The sequence below is a fragment of the Mycobacterium sp. DBP42 genome (assembly GCF_005924235.1).
In the GTDB taxonomy this organism is placed as follows: Bacteria; Actinomycetota; Actinomycetes; order Mycobacteriales; family Mycobacteriaceae; genus Mycobacterium; species Mycobacterium syngnathidarum.
Genome location: NZ_VCMY01000003.1, coordinates 284,704 through 305,687, shown reverse-complemented (window position 1 = coordinate 305,687; position 20,984 = coordinate 284,704). Strand labels below are relative to the sequence as shown.

Here is a 20,984-nt window from a genome sequence, read left to right as displayed (position 1 = left end):
TCTCAATCGTTTCGGTCACTGGGCCACCTGCTTGATCTCGTACGGAACCGGCTGCTGCGCGGCATGCGGATGATCCGGGCCGGCGTAGACCTTGAGCTTCTTCTGGATCTGCCGACCGAGCTTGGTGTGGGGCAGCATGCCGAGGATCGCGTTTTCGACGACGCGGGTCGGGTGCTTCTCCAGCAGCTGACCGATGGTGCGCTTGCGCAGACCGCCCGGGTAACCCGAGTGGCTGTAAGCGAACTTCTTGGTGAGCTTGTCGCCGCTGACGGCGATCTTCTCGGCGTTGATGACGATGACGAAATCGCCACCATCGACATTGGGCGTGAATGTCGGCTTGTGCTTGCCGCGCAGCAGCTTCGCTGCTTCGACGGCGAGCCGGCCGAGCACCACGTCTTGGGCGTCGATGACGTACCACTGGCGCGTGGTGTCACCCGCCTTCGGCGTGTACGTAGGCACAGCGCTTACCTCTTATTCTCGGGTTTCGGGTGCCGGTCAGGTGAGTGTGCTACCGCATCCCGGCGACCGACGTTGACCCGGGACCCGCTTGCCCCACAAAAGGCAGCGCACACCAACGGAGCAGCTTACCGGTGCGCGTCCGTGCAGGTCAAAACGCGGCTTGTCGGCCTTGTCAGCACCTGGCGTCGGCCTACGAGACCGAGTCCTGCTGGTCGGGCACCACACTGCCATCGGCACGGTGCAGCGGTCCTTCCTTACCGCTGGGCTCGATGTAGCCCTCGGTCGCGCACTCGTACGGTTCATCCTGCTTCTTCTTCGGATCGATGAACATCGGATTGACCAGCCAGCGACCGTCGGCGTTGTCGTAGGCCGTGCACATCAACTCGGTCTTGTTGCGGTTGAGCACCAGGCGCAGCGCCGTCGCGTCGGTCAGGAACGTGACATCGGTGTCGGAGTCCCCGGCGGCGAACGCCGCGCGCTCGGCTTCGGACTGCTGCTCGAACGCAGCAGACCCCGTGACGCCGAAGACGTCCTCGTTGACCCGGCACCGCTTGCCCTCGATGTACGGGATGGCCGTCTCGCCGCCGCACGGCACCAGCTTGGACGTCAGGACATCGCCGTCACGCTCGGTGCGCACACCCATCACCTTGTCCGGGGTGAAACCGAGCTCGGCCGCCCACACCCGCACCACCGGCTCCGCCGACGCGGAGATGATGCGCACGTCGAAACCGTTGGCGCGCAACGTTTCCACCAGATCGCGCATCTGCGGGTAGTACCGCACCCAGCCGGTCTCGTCACCGCTGCCGACCTTCTGCTCGGCGCCCTCGGGCGCTTCGAGATTCTCCTTGCGCGCCGCCTCGATGAAACCCGTCAGCTCCGATTCGGGCCAGCCGGCCAGCATCTGCGCCGCCCACGCGTACGACGGCTCGAACCGGCGAGCGTTGAACCCGGCGAACGCCGGCTCGTCGGCCCGCGTCTCTGCGTCGGTGTAGACCGACACCAGTTCATCGGCGCAGCCCAGGTCGGTATCGGTCGGCATCGGCCGGCCGGGCTCGGCCGCAGCGCACGCCTTGGACAGCGCGGCCGCCGCCTGCGGGGTGAGATAGGGGCTGGTGGTGGACCAGTCACCGCCGGCAGGCGCCCGCAGCTTGCCGTTGCGCACCATCCAGAAGAACGTGGCATCGCCGATGTCGTTCTTGACCACGGTGTTGTCCCAGTCGAACAGCGCCAGCGGCGCGCCGTCGGTGGCCGAGCCGGCGGCCCCGCAGGTGCCCAACTCCGCGAGCATGGCGTCGATGCGGTCCCGGTTGTCGCCGTACCAGCCGGGGTTCTCGGCCAGGGTTCGGCAGCCGGCAGCCGGGGTTGCCGAAGCCTTCTCGGAGGTGTCCGACGGCTGCGGCGACTCGGTCCCGCACCCGGAAATGGTCAACGCGGTTACCGCGGCGACGAGAAGGGACAGCGGTGCGCGTGCGGGCATCAGGGCTCCTGTCAGGTGAGTTCGGCGATGGTCGGATCGGTGAGCGCCGAGGTACGGGAGGTGTCTTTCAGGTCGACGCCGGAGCGACCCAGCGCCAGCGCCCCGTCGACCAATCCGGCTGCCACCCGCGCTGCTTCGGCGTAGCCGAGCCCGTCGGGCGGATGGATGTTGGAGATGCAGTTGCGGTCGGCGTCGGTGCGGCCGGGCATCGGCAAGTGGGTGAGGTAGATGCCGAGGCTGTCAGCGACGCTCAGACCGGGCCGCTCCCCGATGATCACGAGCACCGTCCGCATGTGGGCCTGGGCTGCTATGTGATCCCCGAGCGCGACCCGGGCCTGCGTCGCGATCACCGGTGGCGCCAGGGAGTAGCGGTCCTGTAACTGGGCCACCAGTGCCTTCAGCAGCGTGGCGCCGTGGTGGTCCAGCGCGGTCGGCGACAGCCCGTCGGCCAGCACGAAGCCGATGTCGGCCGGGGTGTCGGGCACCTGCATGCCGTCGGCGGGTTCGCGGCCCAGATCCGGGCGCCGCAGATACTCGTCGCGTGAGGCGGCGCGGCTGGTGACCACCGCCGGCTCACCGATGCCGACGGTACGGACAGCCGTCACCAGTTGGTCGGTGTCCAACGGCACGTGCACGGCGTCGCGTGCCGCAGCATGCGCCGCGGCCAGTTCCAGCACCCGGCGGGTGGGCAGCGCGGTGCCGGCCCGCCCCAGCCCGATCCTGGCCTGCGTCGTCTTGCGCAGTTCATCCCAAAACTCTTGAACTGCAACCTCGTTCGCGCTCATGACGGCTCCGCGGAGGTCAGCGATCGCAGCACCGAACGCTCCAGGTCGAACGGGGTGAGCTTGCCGGAGTCGTCGACCATGCCGACGCTGCGCAGCCACTCCTCGAACTCGGCGGCCGGTCGCAGACCGAGCGTGCGCCGGGTGGTCAGCACGTCGTGAAACGACAGGCTCTGATAGCCGAGCATGACGTCATCGGCGCCCGGCACGGTGATGACGAAGGCCACTCCCGCCGCGGCCAACAAGGTCAACAGGTTGTCCATGTCGTTCTGGTCGGCCTCGGCGTGGTTGGTGTAGCAGACGTCTACCCCCATCGGCAGGCCGAGCAGCTTGCCGCAGAAGTGGTCTTCGAGACCGGCCCGGATGATCTGCTTGCCGTCGTAGAGGTACTCCGGCCCGATGAACCCCACGACCGTGTTGACCAGCAGCGGCTGCAGGTCGCGGGCCACCGCGTAGGCCCGGGCCTCCAGGGTCTGCTGATCCACCGGCTTGCCGCCGACCCCGAGGTGCGCACCGGAGCTGAGCACCGAGCCCTGCCCGGTCTCCAGGTACATGACGTTGTCGCCGACAGTGCCGCGGCGCAGGCTGCGCGCCGCTTCGTTACCCTCCCGCAGCAGCTGCAGGTTCACCCCGAATGCGGAGTTGGCTCCCTCGGTGCCCGCGACGGACTGGAACATCAGGTCCACCGGCGCCCCGGCCTCGACCAGCCCGATCGTGGTGGTGACATGCGACAGCACACAGGACTGGGCGGGGATGTCGTAGCGGGTGCGGATCGAATCGAGCAGGTACAGCAGGTCAGCGGTGGCCTGAGGCGAGTCGGTGGCAGGGTTGATCCCGATCACCGCGTCACCACAGCCCAGCAGCAGCCCGTCCAGCACCGCCGCCGCGATCCCGCGCGGGTCGTCGGTGGGATGGTTGGGCTGCAGCCGGGTGGCCAGGGTGCCGCGAGCGCCGACGGTGGTCCGGAACGCCGCGGTCACCTGCGCGGCGGCCGCCACCGCGATCAGATCCTGGTTGCGCATGATCTTGCTGACCGCCGCAACCATTTCCGGGGTCAGCCCCGGGGAGACGGCGGCCAGCCGCTCGGGGCTGTGATCGTGGGCCGCGGTGTCCATCAGCCAGTCCCGCAACCCGCCGACGGTCAGGTGCGAGATCTCCGAAAAAGCTTGGCGGTCATGGCTGTCCATGATCAGCCGGGTCACCTCGTCGGTGTCGTACGGCACCAGCTCCTCGTTGAGGAAGACCTCCAACGGCAGGTCGGCGAGCACCCAGGCGGCCGCAGCGCGCTCACCGTCGTGCTCGGCCGCGCAGCCGGCGAGTTGATCGCCGGAGCGCAGCGGGGTGGCCTTGGCCATCACCTCGACCAGACCGTCGAAGCTGTAGTTCACCCCCGAGACCTGCTGGTGGTACTTCATTTCAGGTCACTCTCCGCCTCCGCGAGCATCGCGAACTCTTCGTCGGGCGAGTTGGCCACCAGGCGGTGGCGGCTGTAGAACGCGAAGTACAGCATGAACGCGCAGAACACAGCCAGGCAGAGACCCGCGGCCACCGGGCTGACCACGAAGGTCGCGATCACCGCCACGACCGCGATGACCAGGGCGAAGCCCGTGGTGACGATGCCGCCCGGGGTGCGGTACGGGCGCGGCATGTTGGGCTCGCGCACCCGCAGGGTGATGTGGCTGACCATCATCAGCACGTAGCTCAACGCCGCGCCGAACACCGCCATGTTCAGGATCAGGTCGCCTTGTCCGGTCAGCGACAGCAGGAACGCGACGACACCCGGGACGATCAAGGCGAGCGTCGGGGCCTTGCGCTTGTTGGTCACCGACAGCGAGGTGGGCAGGTAGCCGGCCCGCGACAGCGCGAACGTCTGCCGGGAGTAGGCGTAGATGATCGAGAAGAAGCTCGCGATCAGCCCGAACAGACCGATGTAGTTGACCGCCTTGGCGGCAAACCCGCTACCGCCGAGTGCCTGCACCAGCGGATCGTCGACGGTCGACATCGCGTCTGCGCCACCGGCTCCCGTGGTCAGGAACAGCACTGCGACGCAGGTGATGATCAGGACCGTCATGGCGGCGATGATGCCGCGGGGCACGTTGCGCTCAGGGTTGGCGGTCTCCTCGGCGGCCAGCGGCACACCCTCGACGGCCAGGAAGAACCAGATGGCGAACGGGATGGCAGCCCAGATGCCCAGGTATCCGTGGGGCAGGAAGCTGCTCGCGCCTGCGGCCGCGGCGTCGGGGGCGATGTCGGTCAGGTTGGCGACGTCGAAGCTTCCGATGGCGCTCACGGCGAAGATGACCAGACCCAGCAGGGCGATGGCGGTGATGACGAACATCAGCCGCAGTGCCTCACCGACACCGGCGAGGTGGATGCCGATGAAGATGACGAAGGCCGCCAGGTAGATCCACCAGCCCTTGTGGATGCCGAACAGGCCGAGCGACTCGATATAGCCGCCGATGAAGGTGGCGATGGCCGCGGGCGCGATCGAGTATTCGATCAGGATCGCGGTGCCGGTGGCGAAACCGCCCCACGGCCCGAGGGCACGGCGGGCGAAGGTGTAGCCGCCGCCGGCCGCGGGCAGCGCCGAGGACAGTTCGGCCAGGCCCAGCACCATGCAGAAGTACATGGCGGCGATGACCACCACCGCGATCAGCAGCCCGCCGAAGCCGCCGTGGGCGAGGCCGAAGTTCCAGCCCGAGAAATCGCCGGAGATCACGTAACTCACGCCGAGGCCGGCCAACAGCAGCCATCCGGCGCTTCCGGATTTGAGCTGACGTTTGTTCAGATAGTCAGCACTCTCCAGGTGTTCGTCCACACCCGCCATTTCAAACTCCTTCATTGACAAAGCTGTTCGCATGTAGGCCCGGCTTCGTGCAGCCTGACCGGTCAACCGTCGACACGACGTTAAAGGTAGGTTTCTCAACCTTTGACTAGATGAGTATCACCCTCCGCCACCACTCTGTCCACCCCAACGGGAAACTGGTTCGAGCGAGCGAAGACACCTTGGCTATAGACTGCGCCACAAGGGATTTCGCTCCACCACGTTGATCGAGACACCGGCGGACACAGCGAAGCCGCCGTCGGATGGCCGACGGCTTCTGCCGTATTCAGTTGTTCCACAACAGGTACCGCGAGTGTGGAGCCGTTGCGGGCGTGCGGGTCAGATGCCGCAACAGCTCCACACTCGATGGCAGATCGGGGGTCTAGAAGAAGCCCTGCGCCTTGTTGGCGTAGCTCACCAGCAGGTTCTTGGTCTGCTGGTAGTGATCGAGCATCATCTTGTGGTTTTCCCGGCCGATGCCGGACTGCTTGTAGCCACCGAACGCCGCGTGCGCGGGGTAGGCGTGGTAGCAGTTGGTCCACACTCGCCCGGCCTTGATGTCGCGGCCCGCGCGGTAGGCGGTGTTGCCGTTGCGGCTCCACACACCGGCACCCAGACCGTAGAGGGTGTCGTTGGCGATCGAGATGGCGTCGTCGTAATCGGTGAACGAGGTCACCGCCACCACGGGGCCGAAGATCTCCTCCTGGAACAGCCGCATCTTGTTGTGCCCGGTGAAGATCGTCGGCGCCACGTAGAAGCCGCCGCCCAGATCGCCACCGAGATCGGCCCGTTCACCACCGGTGATCAGTTGAGCACCTTCGGTTTTCCCGATCTCGATGTAGGACAGGATCTTCTCCAGCTGATCGTTGGAGGCCTGCGCACCGATCATCGTCTCGGTGTCCAGCGGGTCCCCCTGCCGCACGGCCTTGGTGCGGATGGCGGCCAGTTCGAGGAACTCGTCGTAGATGTCGGCCTGGATCAGCGACCGCGACGGGCAGGTGCACACCTCACCCTGGTTCAGGGCGAACATGGTGAACCCTTCCAGGGCCTTGTCCTGGAAGTCGTCGGCGGCGGCCAGCACATCGGAGAAGAAGATGTTGGGGCTCTTGCCACCCAACTCGAGCGTCACCGGGATCAGGTTCTGGCTGGCGTACTGCATGATCAGCCGGCCCGTGGTGGTCTCACCGGTGAAGGCGATCTTGGCGATCCGGTTGCTCGAGGCCAACGGCTTGCCGCACTCCACACCGAACCCGTTGACCACGTTGACCACACCGGCGGGCAGCAGGTCACCGATCAGCGACATCAGGTAGAGCACCGAAACCGGGGTCTGCTCAGCAGGTTTGAGGACCACGGCGTTGCCGGCGGCCAGTGCCGGGGCCAGCTTCCACACCGCCATCAGGATCGGGAAGTTCCAGGGGATGATCTGGCCGACGACACCGAGTGGCTCGTGGAAGTGATAGGCGACGGTGTCCTCGTCGATCTGCGAGAGCGAGCCCTCCTGAGCGCGCAGCACACCGGCGAAATACCGGAAGTGATCGACCGCCAGCGGAATGTCGGCATTCAGCGTCTCGCGGATCGGCTTGCCGTTGTCCCACGACTCGGCCAGCGCGACGGATTCGAGGTTCTCCTCGATCCGGTCGGCGATCTTGTTGAGGATGACGGCCCGCTCGGCCGGCGAGGTCTTACCCCAGGCCGGTGCGGCCGCGTGGGCCGCGTCCAGCGCCTTTTCGACGTCAGCCTCGGTGGAGCGGGCCACCTCGCAGAACACCTGGCCGGTGACCGGCGTCGGGTTCTCGAAGTAGCGGCCCTCGGCGGGAGCCACCCACTCGCCACCGATGTAGTTGTCGTAGCGGGCCTCGAACGACATCAGGGCGCCTTCGGCACCCGGACGTGCATAAACAGTCATGGCAATCTCCTGCATCGGACACCAGATGTGTCGGTCGTCACTAAAGGTAGTCAGCAGTAGGTTGCAGCACAGTTGCACCGTTCGAAAGTGACGTTGCAGGCGGCCGGCCGGCCGGGTTAGCCCAGCTCAGAGTCGATGCCGGCCAGGTGGCCGCGGGCCTGTGCCCTGGCCACCGGATCGGCCTGGGCATGGTCGTGCAACATTCGCCAGCCCTGTCGGTCGTCGCGGCCGTCGGGCAACGCCAGCCACCGCCGCAAAAGACCCAGGTCAGCACCGGTCAGCACCGCTTCGCGCACACTGGCGCTCAGCTCGGTGCGCAAGCGCGCGATGGCCGGTGACACCGACTGCGGCAACAACGCCCCCGAATACGCGTCCAGGGCAGCCGCGACATCGCCCGCCTGCAGTGCGCCGAACACGTCGCCCATGTCGCTGGCGACCGGCGCCATCAGGCGGTAGGGCCGCGACTCGATGTAGGTGCTGCCGATGACCCGGCGCAACCGCGACACCTCGGCCCGCACCGTCACCACATCGAGGTCCTTGTCGTCCAGCAGCATCGCCAGGTGATCGGCACTGAGCCCCTCGGGGTGGCGGATCAGCAGGACCAGGATGTCGGCGTGGCGCCCGGTCAGCACACTGTCCTGGGCCCCGCCGGCGACGTCAGGCACCCGCCAGCGCGGGCGGTCGGCGCCCAGCACCGTCAGCCGCGCGCTTTCCTCCGCGACGAGGGCGACGGGCGCGGTGAGCCGCAGCAGGGCCAGCTGGTTCTCCACCGCCGCCGCGGTGGCTCTGACCAGCGCCAACGTCTGCGGCGACGCCACCTTGGAACCACCGGTCAGGTCGATGGCGCCCAGCAGCACCCCGGTGGCCGGGTCGTGTACGGGCACCGCGGTGCAGCTCCAGGAGTGCACGGTGCGGGAGAAGTGTTCGGACCCGAGGATCTGCAATTCGCGATCCAGGGCCAGCGCGGTGCCGGGTGCGTTGGTCCCGGCAGTCCGCTCGCTCCAGTCGGAACCCGGCACGAAGTTCATCGCCTCGGCCTTGCGCCGCGCGCCCGCGTCACCTTCGACCCAGAGCAAGGTGCCGTCGGCTGCGGTGATTGCCACCAGCACCCCGGAGTCGACGGCGTCATCGACCAGGAGGCGACGGATCAGCGGCAGGGTGGGGGCCAGCGGATGGGTGTTGCGCAGCTCGGTCAGTGCCGCGGCGGCCGCCGCCGCCCGGGTGCCCAGATCAGGGTCGACGCCGGTGGCCAGGCTGCGCTGCCAGCTCTCGACGATGACGCGGCGCACCGGCGTGGCATCCAGGGAATCGGCATCTACCTGACCTTCCACGAAAAGGTCGTGGATGGCACGCACCTTCGCGGGCAGTGCCCGGGTCGAAATCCGGCCTCCCGCGTTCCTCGATGCGGCCACGGCGATCATCTCTCCCGGCGTCGGGCCATGGGTATGGCATTCACCCGCCAGGATAGTTGACCGGCCTGACCTGTGATGGAAACCACCCGCAGGTCAGCCGCCAGAAATCTCCGGATTCCACCCCCACCCGGTATGGTTGGGGTCGTCGCGGCTTGCCTGTTCTGCCTCTGCCGCAATCTCGATCATCATTTCAGCGCCGTGGGATTCACCCGCGCCGGGCAGGACAACCGCCCACTTTCTTCGGAGTTTGTTTTTGTCTGCCCAGACGTCTTTTGCTGACCTCGGCCTGCCCGCACCCATCGTGGCCGCGCTGGCCGCCAACGGGGTGCACAGCCCGTTCCCGATCCAGGCCGCCACCCTGCCCGACTCGCTGACCGGCCGTGATGTCCTCGGCCGCGGCCGCACCGGTTCCGGCAAGACCTATGCGTTCCTGCTGCCGCTGGTGGCCCGCCTCGCCACGAGCGGCACCGGCCGGGCACCGAAGCGGCCCCGCGCGCTGATCCTGGCGCCCACCCGCGAGCTGGTCACCCAGATCGAGGCCTCGCTGGCCCCGCTGGCCAAGGCCACCGGACTGCGCTCGATCAACGTTTTCGGCGGAGTGGGCCCCAACCCGCAGATCGCCGCGCTCAAGCAGGGTGTCGACATCGTGATCGCCTGCCCGGGCCGTCTCGAGGACCATGTGAAGTCCGGCCACGCCGACCTGTCCTCGGTCGAGATCACCGTGCTCGACGAGGCCGACCACATGGCCGACCTCGGCTTCCTGCCGGGTGTCAAGCGACTGCTGGACCGGACCCCGAAAAACTGCCAGCGCCTGCTGTTCTCGGCCACCCTCGATGCCGGGGTGGATGTCCTGGTGGACCGCTACCTGCACAACCCGGTGGTACACAGCGTGGACTCCGCCCAGTCCCCGGTCGCCGCGATGGTGCATCACGTGCTGCACGTGGACAATTCGACACGGATCAGCGTGGTTGCCGACCTGGCCGCCGCGCCGGGACGCACCATCGTCTTTGCCCGCACCAAGTACGGTGCCAAAAATCTCACCCGGCAACTCAATTCACGCGGCATCCCGGCAGTTGAGTTGCACGGCAATCTTTCCCAGAATGCCCGCACCCGCAACCTGACGGCGTTCTCCGACGGCTCGGCGGGGGTGCTGGTCGCCACCGACATCGCTGCCCGCGGCATCCATGTCGACGACGTCAGCCTGGTCGTGCACGCCGATCCGCCCGTCGAGCACAAGGCGTATCTGCACCGGTCCGGCCGGACCGCCCGGGCCGGCAACGAGGGCACCGTGGTGACGCTCATGCACGATGCGCAGGTTTCGGATGTGCGCAGCCTGACCCGCAAGGCCGGGGTCAAGCCGACCATCACCCGGGTGCAGGGCACCGACCATCCGGTGCTACGTGAGATCGCCCCCGGCGACCGGGTTTTCGGTGACCCCATCCGTCCCGAGCCGGTTGCCCAGGCCGCTGCGGCGCCGCGGCGCACCGGCGGCAAGTCCGGCCAGCCCAGCAAGTCCGGCCAGCCCCGGCGCAACCGTCCCGGCGGGTCTTCCCGCAACGGCGGCGGTGCGCCGACGGCCCGGTCCGGGTCCGGCGGCGGCGGACAGCGCGGCGGCCACCGCCGTCCCCGCCGTTCGAACGACTCCGGCTCGGGCCGCTAGACCGCAAGTGTGCGGTCCCGATCGTCCTCTCCTCCGACCGGGACCGCACAGGTTCTTCCCGACCCCCTCACGCTCCCCACGCGTTGGCTGCGCTGCGGTCGGTGGCCGCCACTTCGTCGGCACCGTCACGCACCGCATTGCCGAGCGAGAACAAGATTTCGTTGAGCGCCGCCGCGGCCCGGTTCCAGCGAGCCTGTTCGACGGCATAGGCCTGCGCCGCCTCACGGGTCCACACCTGCTGCAGAGGTGCGATCTGCGCACGTAATTCGTCGAGTGCGGCGTTGAAGCGGCCGGAGGTGGTGTGGATCTCCTGGCGGACCGAGTATTCGATCTCACCGAAGTTGTATGACAAGACGTTGTCCATCGTGGGCTCCGATCAGATACCGTCGCCGACGGTGCCGAGGCGCTGCGCGTGGGCATCGGCCGCGGCGCGCAACGTGCGCTCGTTGGTCCGGATGGTCTCGGCGATCCGGCTCAGTGAGGTGTGCAGCGTCAGCGATTCGCCGTTCCAGCGGTCGACCACATCGCGGAACCGCACCGCGGCCACGCCACCCCACACCGACGGCGGCACGCTGCTCATCTTCCCGATGAACGTCTGCAGCATGGCCCGGACGTCGTCGTTGAGGCCCTCGATCCGGCCGGCCACGCTGGTCATTACATCGAAGTCGGTGCCCAACGGCCCCGTTGGTCCTGGTGACATGTCCTGTGAGTCCTCCGATGTTGTCTTGCGGGATATACCAATTCGACGCACGCCGGCCCAGTTCGGTTCCATCCGATTTCAGAATGTCGCCCGCGCCGAGCGGGTGGCCGCCTCGCAGGCCGGCCACACGGCTTCGGTGTGTCCCGGTGCGCTCTGGCACCCGATCGCGATCCGCACCGGACCGTCGGCGAACACCGCCCAGCGGATCTCTCTGCCGCCGCGGACTTCCCGGTAACTGACCACAGGACGCGCGGCGACGACCGCGGACGGGTCGAAGTCGAAAAAGACTCCAGATGGCTGCTCCTGGAATGCGCGCTGCAGCGTGTCGGCCACCGCACCGTCGCCGATACCGGATTGGGTGAGGTGAATCATCACCTGTGGGTCGGTCGGGGAAACCACCTGAACCCGTGCCGATCCCGGCCCATCGGTGACCCGGTGCACCGTCCATCCCGACGGGATCTGCACACCGACCCGCCCCTCGACGAGAACCGTCATCGCCATGTCGTCCGCGGACCCGCCGGGCCCGGCGAACGGGATTGCGCCCAACACCACGGCCAAAACCGTTGCCGCACCGAGCATGACCCGGCCGGCCGGTGCCCGCGCCTCTGTCGGATGACGGGCGGCCGGGACGTCCGGAGCTGTGGAAGTGTCACGCCACATCCGGGCGTCAACCGGGGTCACACACACGCCGCGACGGCGCAGCCCGGCTATCACCGCATTGCCCAGATCCACCGCCCCGGCAACCTCCGCAGGGGCATCGACGGCGACCTCAGCCGATGGCCCGGAGAGTGCCAATACGGTGCGTACCACCGCCTCCGGATCCAGATCCTCCTCGGCGTGACGGGCCAAGGTATCGCTGCGGGCATCGGCGCTCGAGATCATCACGAGCTCGTCAGCGATCTCGACCACGGCCCACGACGCCCCGGTCAACGCGCTGCCCACAGCCTGAACCCGCGGCATCACAACAACTTCGGCGCCCGAGACCGCGGCAGCAGTTCGCACCCGGTCACAACGTTCGGTGCTCCACCAGGTCGGGCAGACGAGGGTCAGCTTCCTTCTCCCCGCAGCCGCGGTCTCGAGCACCTCCACCCACAGCTGCGAAACCGGCACCGGCTGGTCCCCGACCAGGGTGAGCTCGTCGTCGATGCCGGCTACCGCCGTCACGGCAAGGTCAGACAGCGGACCCGGCCCACGCACGGTCACCGGACCCGCCTCGACGACCGCCCCTGTCACGACGGATCCGCCCCGTCGGACAGCGCGACCTGAACCAGCTGATCGGGTGCCGCACGGGTGATCAGCGTTGCGCGCCCGGGCGGAAGCCGATCCGGGCGCGCCGCCCCCAGCAGCACACCGTCATCTGGGTTCGCGCTCATCATCAGGCCCATGCAGCCGAGGTCTTTGACGCTGGCCAGCACCGGATCGAACATTGCTCGCGCCGCACCCCCGGAACGCCTCGCCAGCAGCAGGTGCAGTCCGAGGTCACGGGCATGCGGTAGGTAGGGCAACAGCGGCGAGAGCGGATTCGTCGCGCCGGCGGCCACCAGATCGTAATCGTCGACCACGACGTAGAGCTCCGGGCCACACCACCACGAGCGGTCGCGAAGCTGTTGCTGGGTGACCGCGGGACCGGGCATCCGGCTGCGCAGTGTCTCAAGCACTCTCGGCAGCACGGCATCCAGGGCGCCGGCTGAAGGCGCATACCCGGCCAGGTGCCCCGATTCGACAACTCCCAACAGCGCACGCCGAAAGTCCACGATGAGCAGTTGCACGCCGGACGGGTCGTTGGCATCGACGAGATTGCGACACAGGGTGCGCAATGCGGTCGACTTGCCGCAACCGGTGTCACCGAGGATCACCAGATCCGGCTGAGCGGCGAAATCGAGTACCACCGGGGCCAGTTCGCGTTCACCCAGACCCAGCAGCACCTCGGTCGCGGGCCGGACCCGCGACGCCGGCTGCAGCCCGGACCGGTACACGTACGACGGCAGCAGCCGCACCGCGGGCGCTCGGGCATCTCCGTACTGCAGGCGCAGCACATCACCGATGCGTGCCAGGGCCGTACCGATCCCGGTGTCGCACGGCTGGCCGTCGAGCCGTGGCAGCGCAATCAGGAACTCGCGACCCTCACGGGTCAGACCACGCCCTGGTGCGCTGTGGGCCAGCTGCCGGGCGCGTTTTCGGTCCATCTCGGATTCGGCCGGATCACCGAGGCACAACTCGATGCGGGTTCCCAGCTGGTCCTTGAGTGCCGGCCGGAACTCAGCCCACCGCGACGCCGTCACCACGACATGGACACCGAGCGAAAGCCCCTGTATCGCAAGCGCGGTGATCGACGGCTCCAGAGATTCGAACGCGGCGCGAAACGTCGACCACCCGTCGATGACCAGGAACACATCTCCGAAGGGATCGTCGATGTCTCCATCGCGACGACGTGCCCGGTACTCCGCCATGGAGCCGACACCGAAGGCGGTGAAACGCGCTTCGCGAGCGCTGACCAGCGTGTGCAACTCGGCCACGGTGCGTCGGATCAGATCGCTGTCAGCGCGCCCGGCCACCGCCCCCACATGCGGCAGCGCCTGCGCTGCGCTCAGCGCTCCCCCGCCGAAGTCCAGGCAGTAAATCGCCACGTCGCGGGGATGATGTGTGGCAGCCAGCGCCACCACCAAAGCCTTGGCCGCCGTGGATTTCCCGGACTGTGGACCTCCGACGATGGCCACGTTGCCGTGCGCGGCCCCCAACGCGAGCATCAGTCGGTCCCGACGCTGCTCGAATGGACAGTCGACAAGTCCGAGCGCGACCGTCAGCGGCTCGGGATCGGACAACAGCACATCGCTGAGTGGGACGGCACCCGGCAGCGGCGGCAGCCACACCCGGTGTGCCGGGGTGCCGTGTCCGGTCAACCGGTTGACCACCTGGTGCAGCACAGTGGTCGTGGCCGGTGCGGCAGTCCGGGGATCGGTCCCCGCCTCGAGCCCGGTGAAGCGTCGCGGCCGCAACCGACCCTGCGGTGACGGCGAAGGCAGCTTGTGCACCGGGCATTCCGCGGAGACGAACGCGGTCTGAAACTGGACGATCTGTCCGGATGGAGCCTTCAGATAGGCCGCTCCCGGCGTTGCGGGCAACTCGTACGCATCGGCAATCCCGAGCACCGAACGGGATTCGCCGGGTGAGAACGTCTTGAGACAGATCCGGTAGGACAGGTGGCTCTCCAGCCCCCGCAGCCTGCCCTCGTCAAGGCGCTGGCTGGCCAACAGCAGATGGATGCCCAGCGACCGACCGAGCCTGCCGATCGCCACGAACAATTCGGCGAAGTCCGGGTGCTGCTGTAGCAGTTCGGAGAACTCGTCGACCACGATCAGCAGAGCCGGCAGCGCAGGTAGATCAGTCCGGCTCCGATACTCGGCGATGTTGGCCAGATTCCCAACTGCCCGCAGCAGCTCTTGGCGGCGCGTCATCTCCCCGGCCAGCGCGTCGGCCATCCGGCTCACCAGCGGCGCCTCCTGCGCCAGATTGGTGATCAACGCGCTGATGTGATTCACCTTGTTCAACCCGAGAAATGTTGCCCCGCCTTTGAAGTCGATGAGGACAAGGTTGAGCGCCTCGGGAGGATGTGTGGTGATCAGTCCCAACACCAACGTCCGCAGGAACTCCGACTTCCCTGAGCCGGTGGCCCCGACGCACAGCCCGTGCGGCCCCATGCCGTCATGTGCGGCTTCCTTCAGGTCGAGATACAGCGGCGTGCCGTCAGCACAGCGGCCTACCGGAACCCGAAGGAACCGCTGCGGATCCGATGACAGCCAGACACTGCGCGGATCGATGCGTCCCGGGTCTTCGATCCCGATCAACGCCGGCCAGGCGGAATCGTCAGCCGTGTCGGTGAAACGATGGCGCGCGAGCCTGCGGGCACATGTGACGGCCTGCTCGTGGGTCATCTGGTCCGGTTGCACAGCGGCGCCGTCGCAGAGCACTACACCGGAATCCAGCTCCAGATGCAGATCGGCTCCGCTCGTGTCGGGGCCGCCTGGACCCGCGGCGACCAACAGCGTGACACCGGCACCGGGAGCGGGCACACCGGCCGAGGCGGAGTCGACGATGACCACGGTGTGCACCGTGGGCGCCGCGGCCGGACCGCTTCCGCCGGTAATCACATGGTGGCCAAGCCATTTCAACCATTCCCAATGGGCGGCGGTGGACCCGTCGACGACGGCTGCGATGCGCAGGTACCGCGGGCTGTGTGCGGTCACCAGCTGACAGATCATGGCGCGTAGCAGGGCACGGACCGCGTCGGCGGCACCGCCGACGGTGACATGACTCAGCCCGCACAGCTTGAGCGTCACCGGCGCATCGGTCACCGTCGACCGACGCCGGATCAGTTGGACCAGAGCCGATACCGTGACCGGATCCGCATCTCGTCCCGAATCGGCAGCACCGGCCACCAAGCGCATGGACAGCGGACGCTCCCCCACGCCGATCCGCACCTCACCGAAGTCAGCGGCACCGGGGCGGCGCGTCCACATTCCCTCACTGCCGGCGAGGGCCCAGAGTCGTGCGGGCTCGGGATGTGCCGCGTGCAGGCTCGACCACTGTGCGCGGCCCGCTTCACCCGTCACGGCGTCGATACCATCGAGATAGCGCAGGTACTCGCAGCGGTCCCGGTGTATCTGCTGGGCCCGACCGTTGCCCTTCAAACTGTAGGCCGCTGTTCCGATCGCCGACATCGCCATCATGATCGGGAACATCGTGGCCGCCGGTCCGCGGGTGGCAACCGCCCCCGACGTGACATACACCGCGATCATGCCGACCACCGCCACCACGAGAACCAACGGCAGCAACCTGGTCAGAGGGCCGGCCGGGGTGTGGAGCGGCAACGCGGGTGGCGCGTCGATCACCATCTCCGCGGTCGAAGGCTCCACCGCCGGGAGCCCGCGGGCGGTGTGCGTTGTGTGGCTGGTTCCCATCGACATTTGGACGCACGCCGGACCCTTCGGGTTCCCTTTTCTGACCGAAATTTTGGTGCACAGTGACCCCGGCCCGGTCGGTTAGCGTGACATGTGTCGGTGTCAACCGGGGGGGGTGATGCGATGCCGGATTCCTTGCGCCATGTGTCGGTTCACTGCGGGCCGCCGCCCGGAGTCGAGCGGGGCGCCACAATGGATTTGGCACTGCCCGCCGCCATGACCGTGGGCGAACTGTTGCCCTGGATCGTCGACATGCTCGGCGCCGGGGACGGCACACCACGGCACTGGCAGCTGGCACGGCTCGGCGGTGATGACCTCGACGCGTCAGCCACGCTGGTACAGAACGATATTCATGACGGCGACCTCCTGATCCTCACCGGATCTCACGATCAGCCCGCGTTCGAGCGGCCGCTGATGTCCATACTGACCGCGGGCTCGGACGATGAAGCCGTGCCTGCCGGGCTGCGGGTCGCTGCCTGTCTGTGGGCCTGTGCGCTGGGTCTCGTGGCCGTGGCGTGGGCTGGGATCGGCAGCCTCGGATGGAACCGCATCGCGGTCGCCGCGGCGGTGGCCATCACCATGGCCGGTATCACGGTGTCCGCACCGCGTGTGGGACTGAGCCCGACCGTGATCGCGACACTCAACGTTGTCGCCGTGGCATGCGCGGGGGTGCTCGGCTTCCTCGTGGTTCCGGCCGGGCCTGCGTCGGCGAACTTCTTCCTGGCTGCCATCGCGGCGGCGTCATCGGGCACACTGTTGATCTGGGCGTCCGACTGCGGCAGAGAGATCTTGCTCGCGGTCGTGACCGTGGCCGTGGTGCTCGCCACGGCGACCGGGGTGTCGGCGCTGTGGCCGGTGCCCACCCCCGCGTTGGGCGCGATGGTGAGCGCCCTCGGGCTGGGACTGCTGCCGCTGACCCCGCGGTTGTCCATCGCGCTGGCAGGCCTGACCCCTGCGGTGCCGGGATATCCCGACACCGAGGAAGACGCGTTGGGCAGCAGCAGATTCGACGACGATCCGCGAGCGTTGCTCGGGTTTCAGAACCTGGTGGGCCTGGTCGCCGGATGCGCGGCCGCGAGCGCGCTGGGAACCACGATCGTGTGCCTGTCCAGTGTTCGTCAGGTCAGCGCCACCGAGGTCGCGTTTGTCGCCGCTGTTGGTGTGGCACTGCTGTTTCGCTCACGCACCTATGCCTGCGGCCGCTGCCTCGCGGTGACAATGATCTGCGGAACAGTTTCTCTCACGGCAACTTTTGCGCTCACGGTGGCATGGGCTCCCGCGCACGGCAGTTGGATCGGCGTACTCGCCGTGGGCGCCGGAATCGCCGCGATCTGGCCGGCTACCGTCCGAGGACCCGTGGCGGCTCGGCTCGCCGACGTCATCGAATACGGCGCGCTGGCCGCAGTGGTGCCCCTGGCATGTTGGCTCATCGGCGCATTTGATCTCTTGGACGGTCTGGGGTTGCGGTGAACCACCCAGCGCGATTGGCTGCGGCGCTGATCACCGGGCTTCCGCTGCTGGCCGGCGGACCGGCCTCAGCGGTCGCGCCACCGACCGTCATTCCGCCCGCGGTGGATTCCACCTTGCTGCCTCGGCCGGCGCCGCCGGCACCGGTCGAGCCCACAGAACAACGCCAACCCTGCTACCAATCGGCAACCGAGGCCTCGGGCGCCGAGGGTGGCCCGCTGAAACTGGACGCGGTCTGGGCGCTCACCCGCGGAGCTGGCCAGAAGATCGCGGTGATCGACACCGGGGTGGCCCGGCACCGACTGTTGCCGCGCCTGATCGGCGGTGGTGACTACGTGTCCGGGAGTGACGGGACGGCAGACTGCGATGGGCACGGCACGATCGTCGCCGGAATCGCCGCCGGCACACCGAGCGCCGGATTCAGCGGGGTTGCGCCCGATGCCACCGTCCTGGCCATCCGGCAGTCCAGCAACAAGTTCGCCGCTGACGGCGCGGCGCGCGGGGTCGGGGACGTCGACACCCTCGCCATGGCCGTCCGCACCGCCGCCGACCTCGGCGCCACGGTCATCAACATCTCGTCTCCTGCCTGCGTGCCGGCCGCCGCCGCACCCGATGACGGCACCCTCGGCGCCGCACTGAGCTACGCCGTCGACGTGCGCAACGTCGTGGTGGTCACCGCGGCAGGCAACGTGGGCGCAGGCTGCACCCAGCAGGACGGTCCGGTCGGACAGTTCGGCGAACCCGACTGGAACAGCGTGCGCTCGGTGTCCAGCCCGGCCTGGTACGACGATCTGGTGCTGGCCGTCGGATCTGTCGGATCCGACGGCACCGCATCGGCTTTCAGCTTGGCAGGCCCGTGGGTGGATGTGGCTGCTCCCGGCGAGAACCTGGTGTCGCTGCATCCCGACGGCGAGCGGTTGATCGACACGGTCGGACGGGATGCCCCGATATCGGGAACCAGTTATGCCGCGCCGGTGGTCGCGGGCATCGCCGCACTCGTGCGGTCCCGCTTCCCGCAATTGAGTGCGCGAGAGGTGATGCGTCTGATCGAAGACACCGCGCACACCCCCGCCGACGATTGGAATCCTTACGTCGGCCACGGTGTGGTCGACGCCCTGGCCGCGGTCAGCGGCAGCACTTCGCCGCCGGCCTCCACGCCGACCAATCCGGCATCGGTAGCACCCACGATGCACCCGCCGACCGATTCCGCGCCCCGGCGTGTCGCCTTCGGTGGCGCCGCAGTGTGTGTCGCTTTGACGGTGCTGACCGCGGTAACGCTGGCAGCCAAGCGATTACGCCGGCGCGGCTGCGGTGGCGGGGAATACGTCCCGCACAATTGAGGCCGCGTCCGGGTTGAATTCGGGACCGCGCGGCAGCATGGCCAGCATGGGCCACGGTGCGGGGACGACGCTGGTTCCCAGGCCGGCGCGTTCGGCAGTCTGCACGTCGCGGATCCCGTACAGCACACCGAGATCGCCCAGCAGATACAGCGGTCCACCTACGGTCGCGCCGCGGACCACACCGCCGGCCTGGAGCAGAACGCTGCGGCCGACCGGGATGTGCACCCGGTCGATGTTCGGCCCGGCGCCGTCTGCCTGGGCCAGCGCAATACCGGCGGCGGCATATGAATCAGACACCACCACAGTGGTGTTCGTGCCAGTTCCGGCCTGTCTCGGGTCCCAGCGGGCGCACACCGCGGCCCGCCCACGAGGCAGGACCCGCTCCGGGAACCGGGCCACCGCGAGGCTGCCGGCGACCGGTACGTCGGCCACCACATCGGCGGGGATGACGGGCGGTTCGTCATCGGACTGCGTCACGCTGAAGCGGATGACATCGGCCGCCACCCTGTCGATGCGTTGCAGCCCGTCGGCCAGTACCACATAGAACTCGGTGGGGCCGGCACGCACCACGCGGACCACGGTGCCCACGGGGAGCCCTCCCAATACGGCCGGTCCTCGAGCGCCCACGCCCGCGATCAACGGTGCCTGCAGGGCGGGAGCCTCGGGCACAGAGTCCAACAGGGCTTGCGAAACCCGTTGGACCGGGACACCTTCCAGGTGTAGCGCGCGAACGACGGCGATGTCGCGAAGGTCGACCCGGGCCCGCCACCCGTCGACCAGCAGATAGGTCGGGGCTCCCACGGCGCGTGCCGCCACCAGCAGCCCCTGGCCCGCGCGCAACGGCGAGGTCTCACGATCCGATCGGCCCGCCAGCAGCACGGTCTCGGCAGGCTCGGCGAGATCACATATCTCCCAGCCGGACTCGTCGAGGCCGAGCGGTCGACCGATCTGCTCGGGAGCCCCCGGGATGCCGACCAGCGGCCCGCGCCGTAACTTCGCAATCACCGCCTCGTCGACCACAACCGGTTTGGCCGGAGTTCCGACGATGAGCCGGGCCGAGACGAGGTTGGCCACCGGATGCGCTGTGTCGTCGATGCGTACGTAGAGCGCGCCGGTGTCGCGCGCCATCAGGATCGGCGCATCGCCGGGCGGCGAACCCGGCCGTACCAACGTGAACACCGCACACGCCCCGACCGCGACAGCCGCCAGCACACACCCCGCGCCGTATGCGACAGCTTGTGCGCGCAACGGATCGTCGAGCATGCGGGCATCGCCGCGAACCAGCGCGTGAGCCATGCGCCGCAACAGGAATCGATGCCCGCTGAGCTGTAAACGAGTGGCCGGTCGCCGTGCCATATGTCCCCCGTGGGCAACCCTAACCCGACCGGGGACAGCCTGATGACACAGAATCGCGCAGCGCGCTAGTCCGCACGCCGACGTTGCCGATAGGCCGCGACGTGCTGGCGGTTGCCGCAGTTGCCGGTGTCGCAGAATATGCGGGAACGGTTGCGTGACAGATCGGTCAGCACGGCCTCACAGTCCGGTGCGGCGCAGATCTTGAGACGGCGCAGTTCTCCGCCGCGGATCAGATCGGCGAACGCCATCGCCATCTCGGCACCCATCCGCTGCGCCAGCGGGTCGTCGACCGAGGCGAGATGCAGGTGCCACTCGGGCATCTCCCGGTGTCTGGTCAGCCAGGGCGCCGCCTTGGTGTCGCTCAGGAGGGCATTGACCCGGTGCACCGTCTGCTCCTCGTCCCCGGCCACCGCCCAGATCTCCCCGATGCGGCCGCGTAGGTCGCGCACGGCCTCCAGCTCGGCGTCGTCGCGGTCCCGCCGTCCGGTCCAGCCGAACTCATCCAGGTAGGCGTTCAAGGCCGCCTGGTCGGCCAGTTGTTCGCCTTCTACCCGATCGGTGTTGACCAACACCATCGCGGCCCGGATGGTGAGCTCCGTGTCATAGGTAAAAAGCATTTGACTCATGACCTCCTGCCCCAGTA

The 20,984-nt window shown here is 68.1% G+C and carries 16 protein-coding genes; 3 read left to right on the top strand and 13 right to left on the bottom strand.

Going from position 1 to position 20,984, the window contains the following annotated elements; all coding sequences use genetic code 11:
• Nucleotides 1–15 precede the first annotated feature (15 nt).
• The 7 genes from rplM to E0T84_RS05650 form a co-directional block, all read right to left on the bottom strand.
• Nucleotides 16–459 carry a 50S ribosomal protein L13 gene (gene rplM, locus E0T84_RS05680; protein WP_070187101.1) on the bottom strand — a complete coding sequence of 148 codons (444 nt, stop codon included), beginning with the start codon at nucleotides 457–459 and terminating at the stop codon, nucleotides 16–18.
• 190 nt (nucleotides 460–649) lie between these two features.
• Complete coding sequence (locus tag E0T84_RS05675; RefSeq protein ID WP_070187100.1) at nucleotides 650–1,936, bottom strand: HAD family phosphatase; 1,287 nt, start codon at nucleotides 1,934–1,936, stop codon at nucleotides 650–652.
• An 11-nt stretch (nucleotides 1,937–1,947) separates the two neighbouring features.
• Nucleotides 1,948–2,721 carry an ethanolamine ammonia-lyase subunit EutC gene (gene eutC, locus E0T84_RS05670; protein ID WP_070187099.1) on the bottom strand — a complete coding sequence of 258 codons (774 nt, stop codon included), beginning with the start codon at nucleotides 2,719–2,721 and terminating at the stop codon, nucleotides 1,948–1,950.
• Entirely contained in the window at nucleotides 2,718–4,133 is a 1,416-nt protein-coding gene (locus E0T84_RS05665) for an ethanolamine ammonia-lyase subunit EutB (protein ID WP_070187098.1), read from the bottom strand. The genes eutC and E0T84_RS05665 overlap by 4 nt, the downstream gene beginning before the upstream one ends.
• A complete protein-coding gene (gene eat / locus E0T84_RS05660; protein WP_070187097.1) occupies nucleotides 4,130–5,545 on the bottom strand; it encodes an ethanolamine permease in 1,416 nt (471 codons plus the stop codon). The genes E0T84_RS05665 and eat overlap by 4 nt, the downstream gene beginning before the upstream one ends.
• A 379-nt stretch (nucleotides 5,546–5,924) precedes the next feature.
• A complete protein-coding gene (gene adh, locus E0T84_RS05655) occupies nucleotides 5,925–7,448 on the bottom strand; it encodes an aldehyde dehydrogenase (protein WP_070187129.1) in 1,524 nt (507 codons plus the stop codon).
• Between the two features lie 116 nt (nucleotides 7,449–7,564).
• Nucleotides 7,565–8,869 carry a GAF domain-containing protein gene (locus E0T84_RS05650; RefSeq protein ID WP_110765048.1) on the bottom strand — a complete coding sequence of 435 codons (1,305 nt, stop codon included), beginning with the start codon at nucleotides 8,867–8,869 and terminating at the stop codon, nucleotides 7,565–7,567.
• A gap of 244 nt (nucleotides 8,870–9,113) precedes the next feature.
• Here E0T84_RS05650 and E0T84_RS05645 point away from each other — a divergent pair, with 244 nt between their 5' ends.
• On the top strand, nucleotides 9,114–10,520 hold the full coding sequence (locus tag E0T84_RS05645) for a DEAD/DEAH box helicase (RefSeq protein WP_070187096.1): 1,407 nt from the start codon (nucleotides 9,114–9,116) through the stop codon (nucleotides 10,518–10,520).
• A 67-nt stretch (nucleotides 10,521–10,587) separates the two neighbouring features.
• Here the strand turns inward: E0T84_RS05645 and E0T84_RS05640 are convergent, their stop codons facing one another.
• From E0T84_RS05640 to eccCb, 4 genes are all read right to left on the bottom strand, one after another.
• On the bottom strand, nucleotides 10,588–10,884 hold the full coding sequence (locus E0T84_RS05640; protein ID WP_070187095.1) for a WXG100 family type VII secretion target: 297 nt from the start codon (nucleotides 10,882–10,884) through the stop codon (nucleotides 10,588–10,590).
• Nucleotides 10,885–10,896: 12 nt separating this feature from the next.
• A complete protein-coding gene (locus tag E0T84_RS05635; protein ID WP_070187094.1) occupies nucleotides 10,897–11,220 on the bottom strand; it encodes a WXG100 family type VII secretion target in 324 nt (107 codons plus the stop codon).
• A gap of 78 nt (nucleotides 11,221–11,298) precedes the next feature.
• Nucleotides 11,299–12,453 carry a type VII secretion-associated protein gene (locus tag E0T84_RS05630; RefSeq protein WP_138744001.1) on the bottom strand — a complete coding sequence of 385 codons (1,155 nt, stop codon included), beginning with the start codon at nucleotides 12,451–12,453 and terminating at the stop codon, nucleotides 11,299–11,301.
• Nucleotides 12,450–16,178, bottom strand: a complete 3,729-nt coding sequence (gene eccCb / locus E0T84_RS05625; protein WP_138744033.1) for a type VII secretion protein EccCb — start codon at nucleotides 16,176–16,178, stop codon at nucleotides 12,450–12,452. The genes E0T84_RS05630 and eccCb overlap by 4 nt, the downstream gene beginning before the upstream one ends.
• A gap of 192 nt (nucleotides 16,179–16,370) precedes the next feature.
• Here eccCb and eccD point away from each other — a divergent pair, with 192 nt between their 5' ends.
• The gene (gene eccD / locus E0T84_RS05620) at nucleotides 16,371–17,648 is read left to right on the top strand and encodes a type VII secretion integral membrane protein EccD (RefSeq protein WP_159437531.1); all 1,278 of its coding nucleotides are present in this window, start codon (nucleotides 16,371–16,373) and stop codon (nucleotides 17,646–17,648) included.
• Nucleotides 17,645–18,985, top strand: a complete 1,341-nt coding sequence (gene mycP / locus E0T84_RS05615; RefSeq protein ID WP_138744000.1) for a type VII secretion-associated serine protease mycosin — start codon at nucleotides 17,645–17,647, stop codon at nucleotides 18,983–18,985. The genes eccD and mycP overlap by 4 nt, the downstream gene beginning before the upstream one ends.
• Here mycP and eccB read toward each other — a convergent pair.
• Both eccB and E0T84_RS05605 read right to left on the bottom strand, forming a co-directional pair.
• Nucleotides 18,938–20,341 (bottom strand): type VII secretion protein EccB, encoded by a 1,404-nt coding sequence (gene eccB / locus E0T84_RS05610; RefSeq protein WP_138743999.1) that lies wholly within the window; start codon nucleotides 20,339–20,341, stop codon nucleotides 18,938–18,940. The two genes, mycP and eccB, sit on opposite strands and share 48 nt — an antisense overlap.
• A gap of 65 nt (nucleotides 20,342–20,406) precedes the next feature.
• Entirely contained in the window at nucleotides 20,407–20,958 is a 552-nt protein-coding gene (locus tag E0T84_RS05605; RefSeq protein ID WP_070944242.1) for a CGNR zinc finger domain-containing protein, read from the bottom strand.
• Nucleotides 20,959–20,984 lie beyond the last annotated feature (26 nt).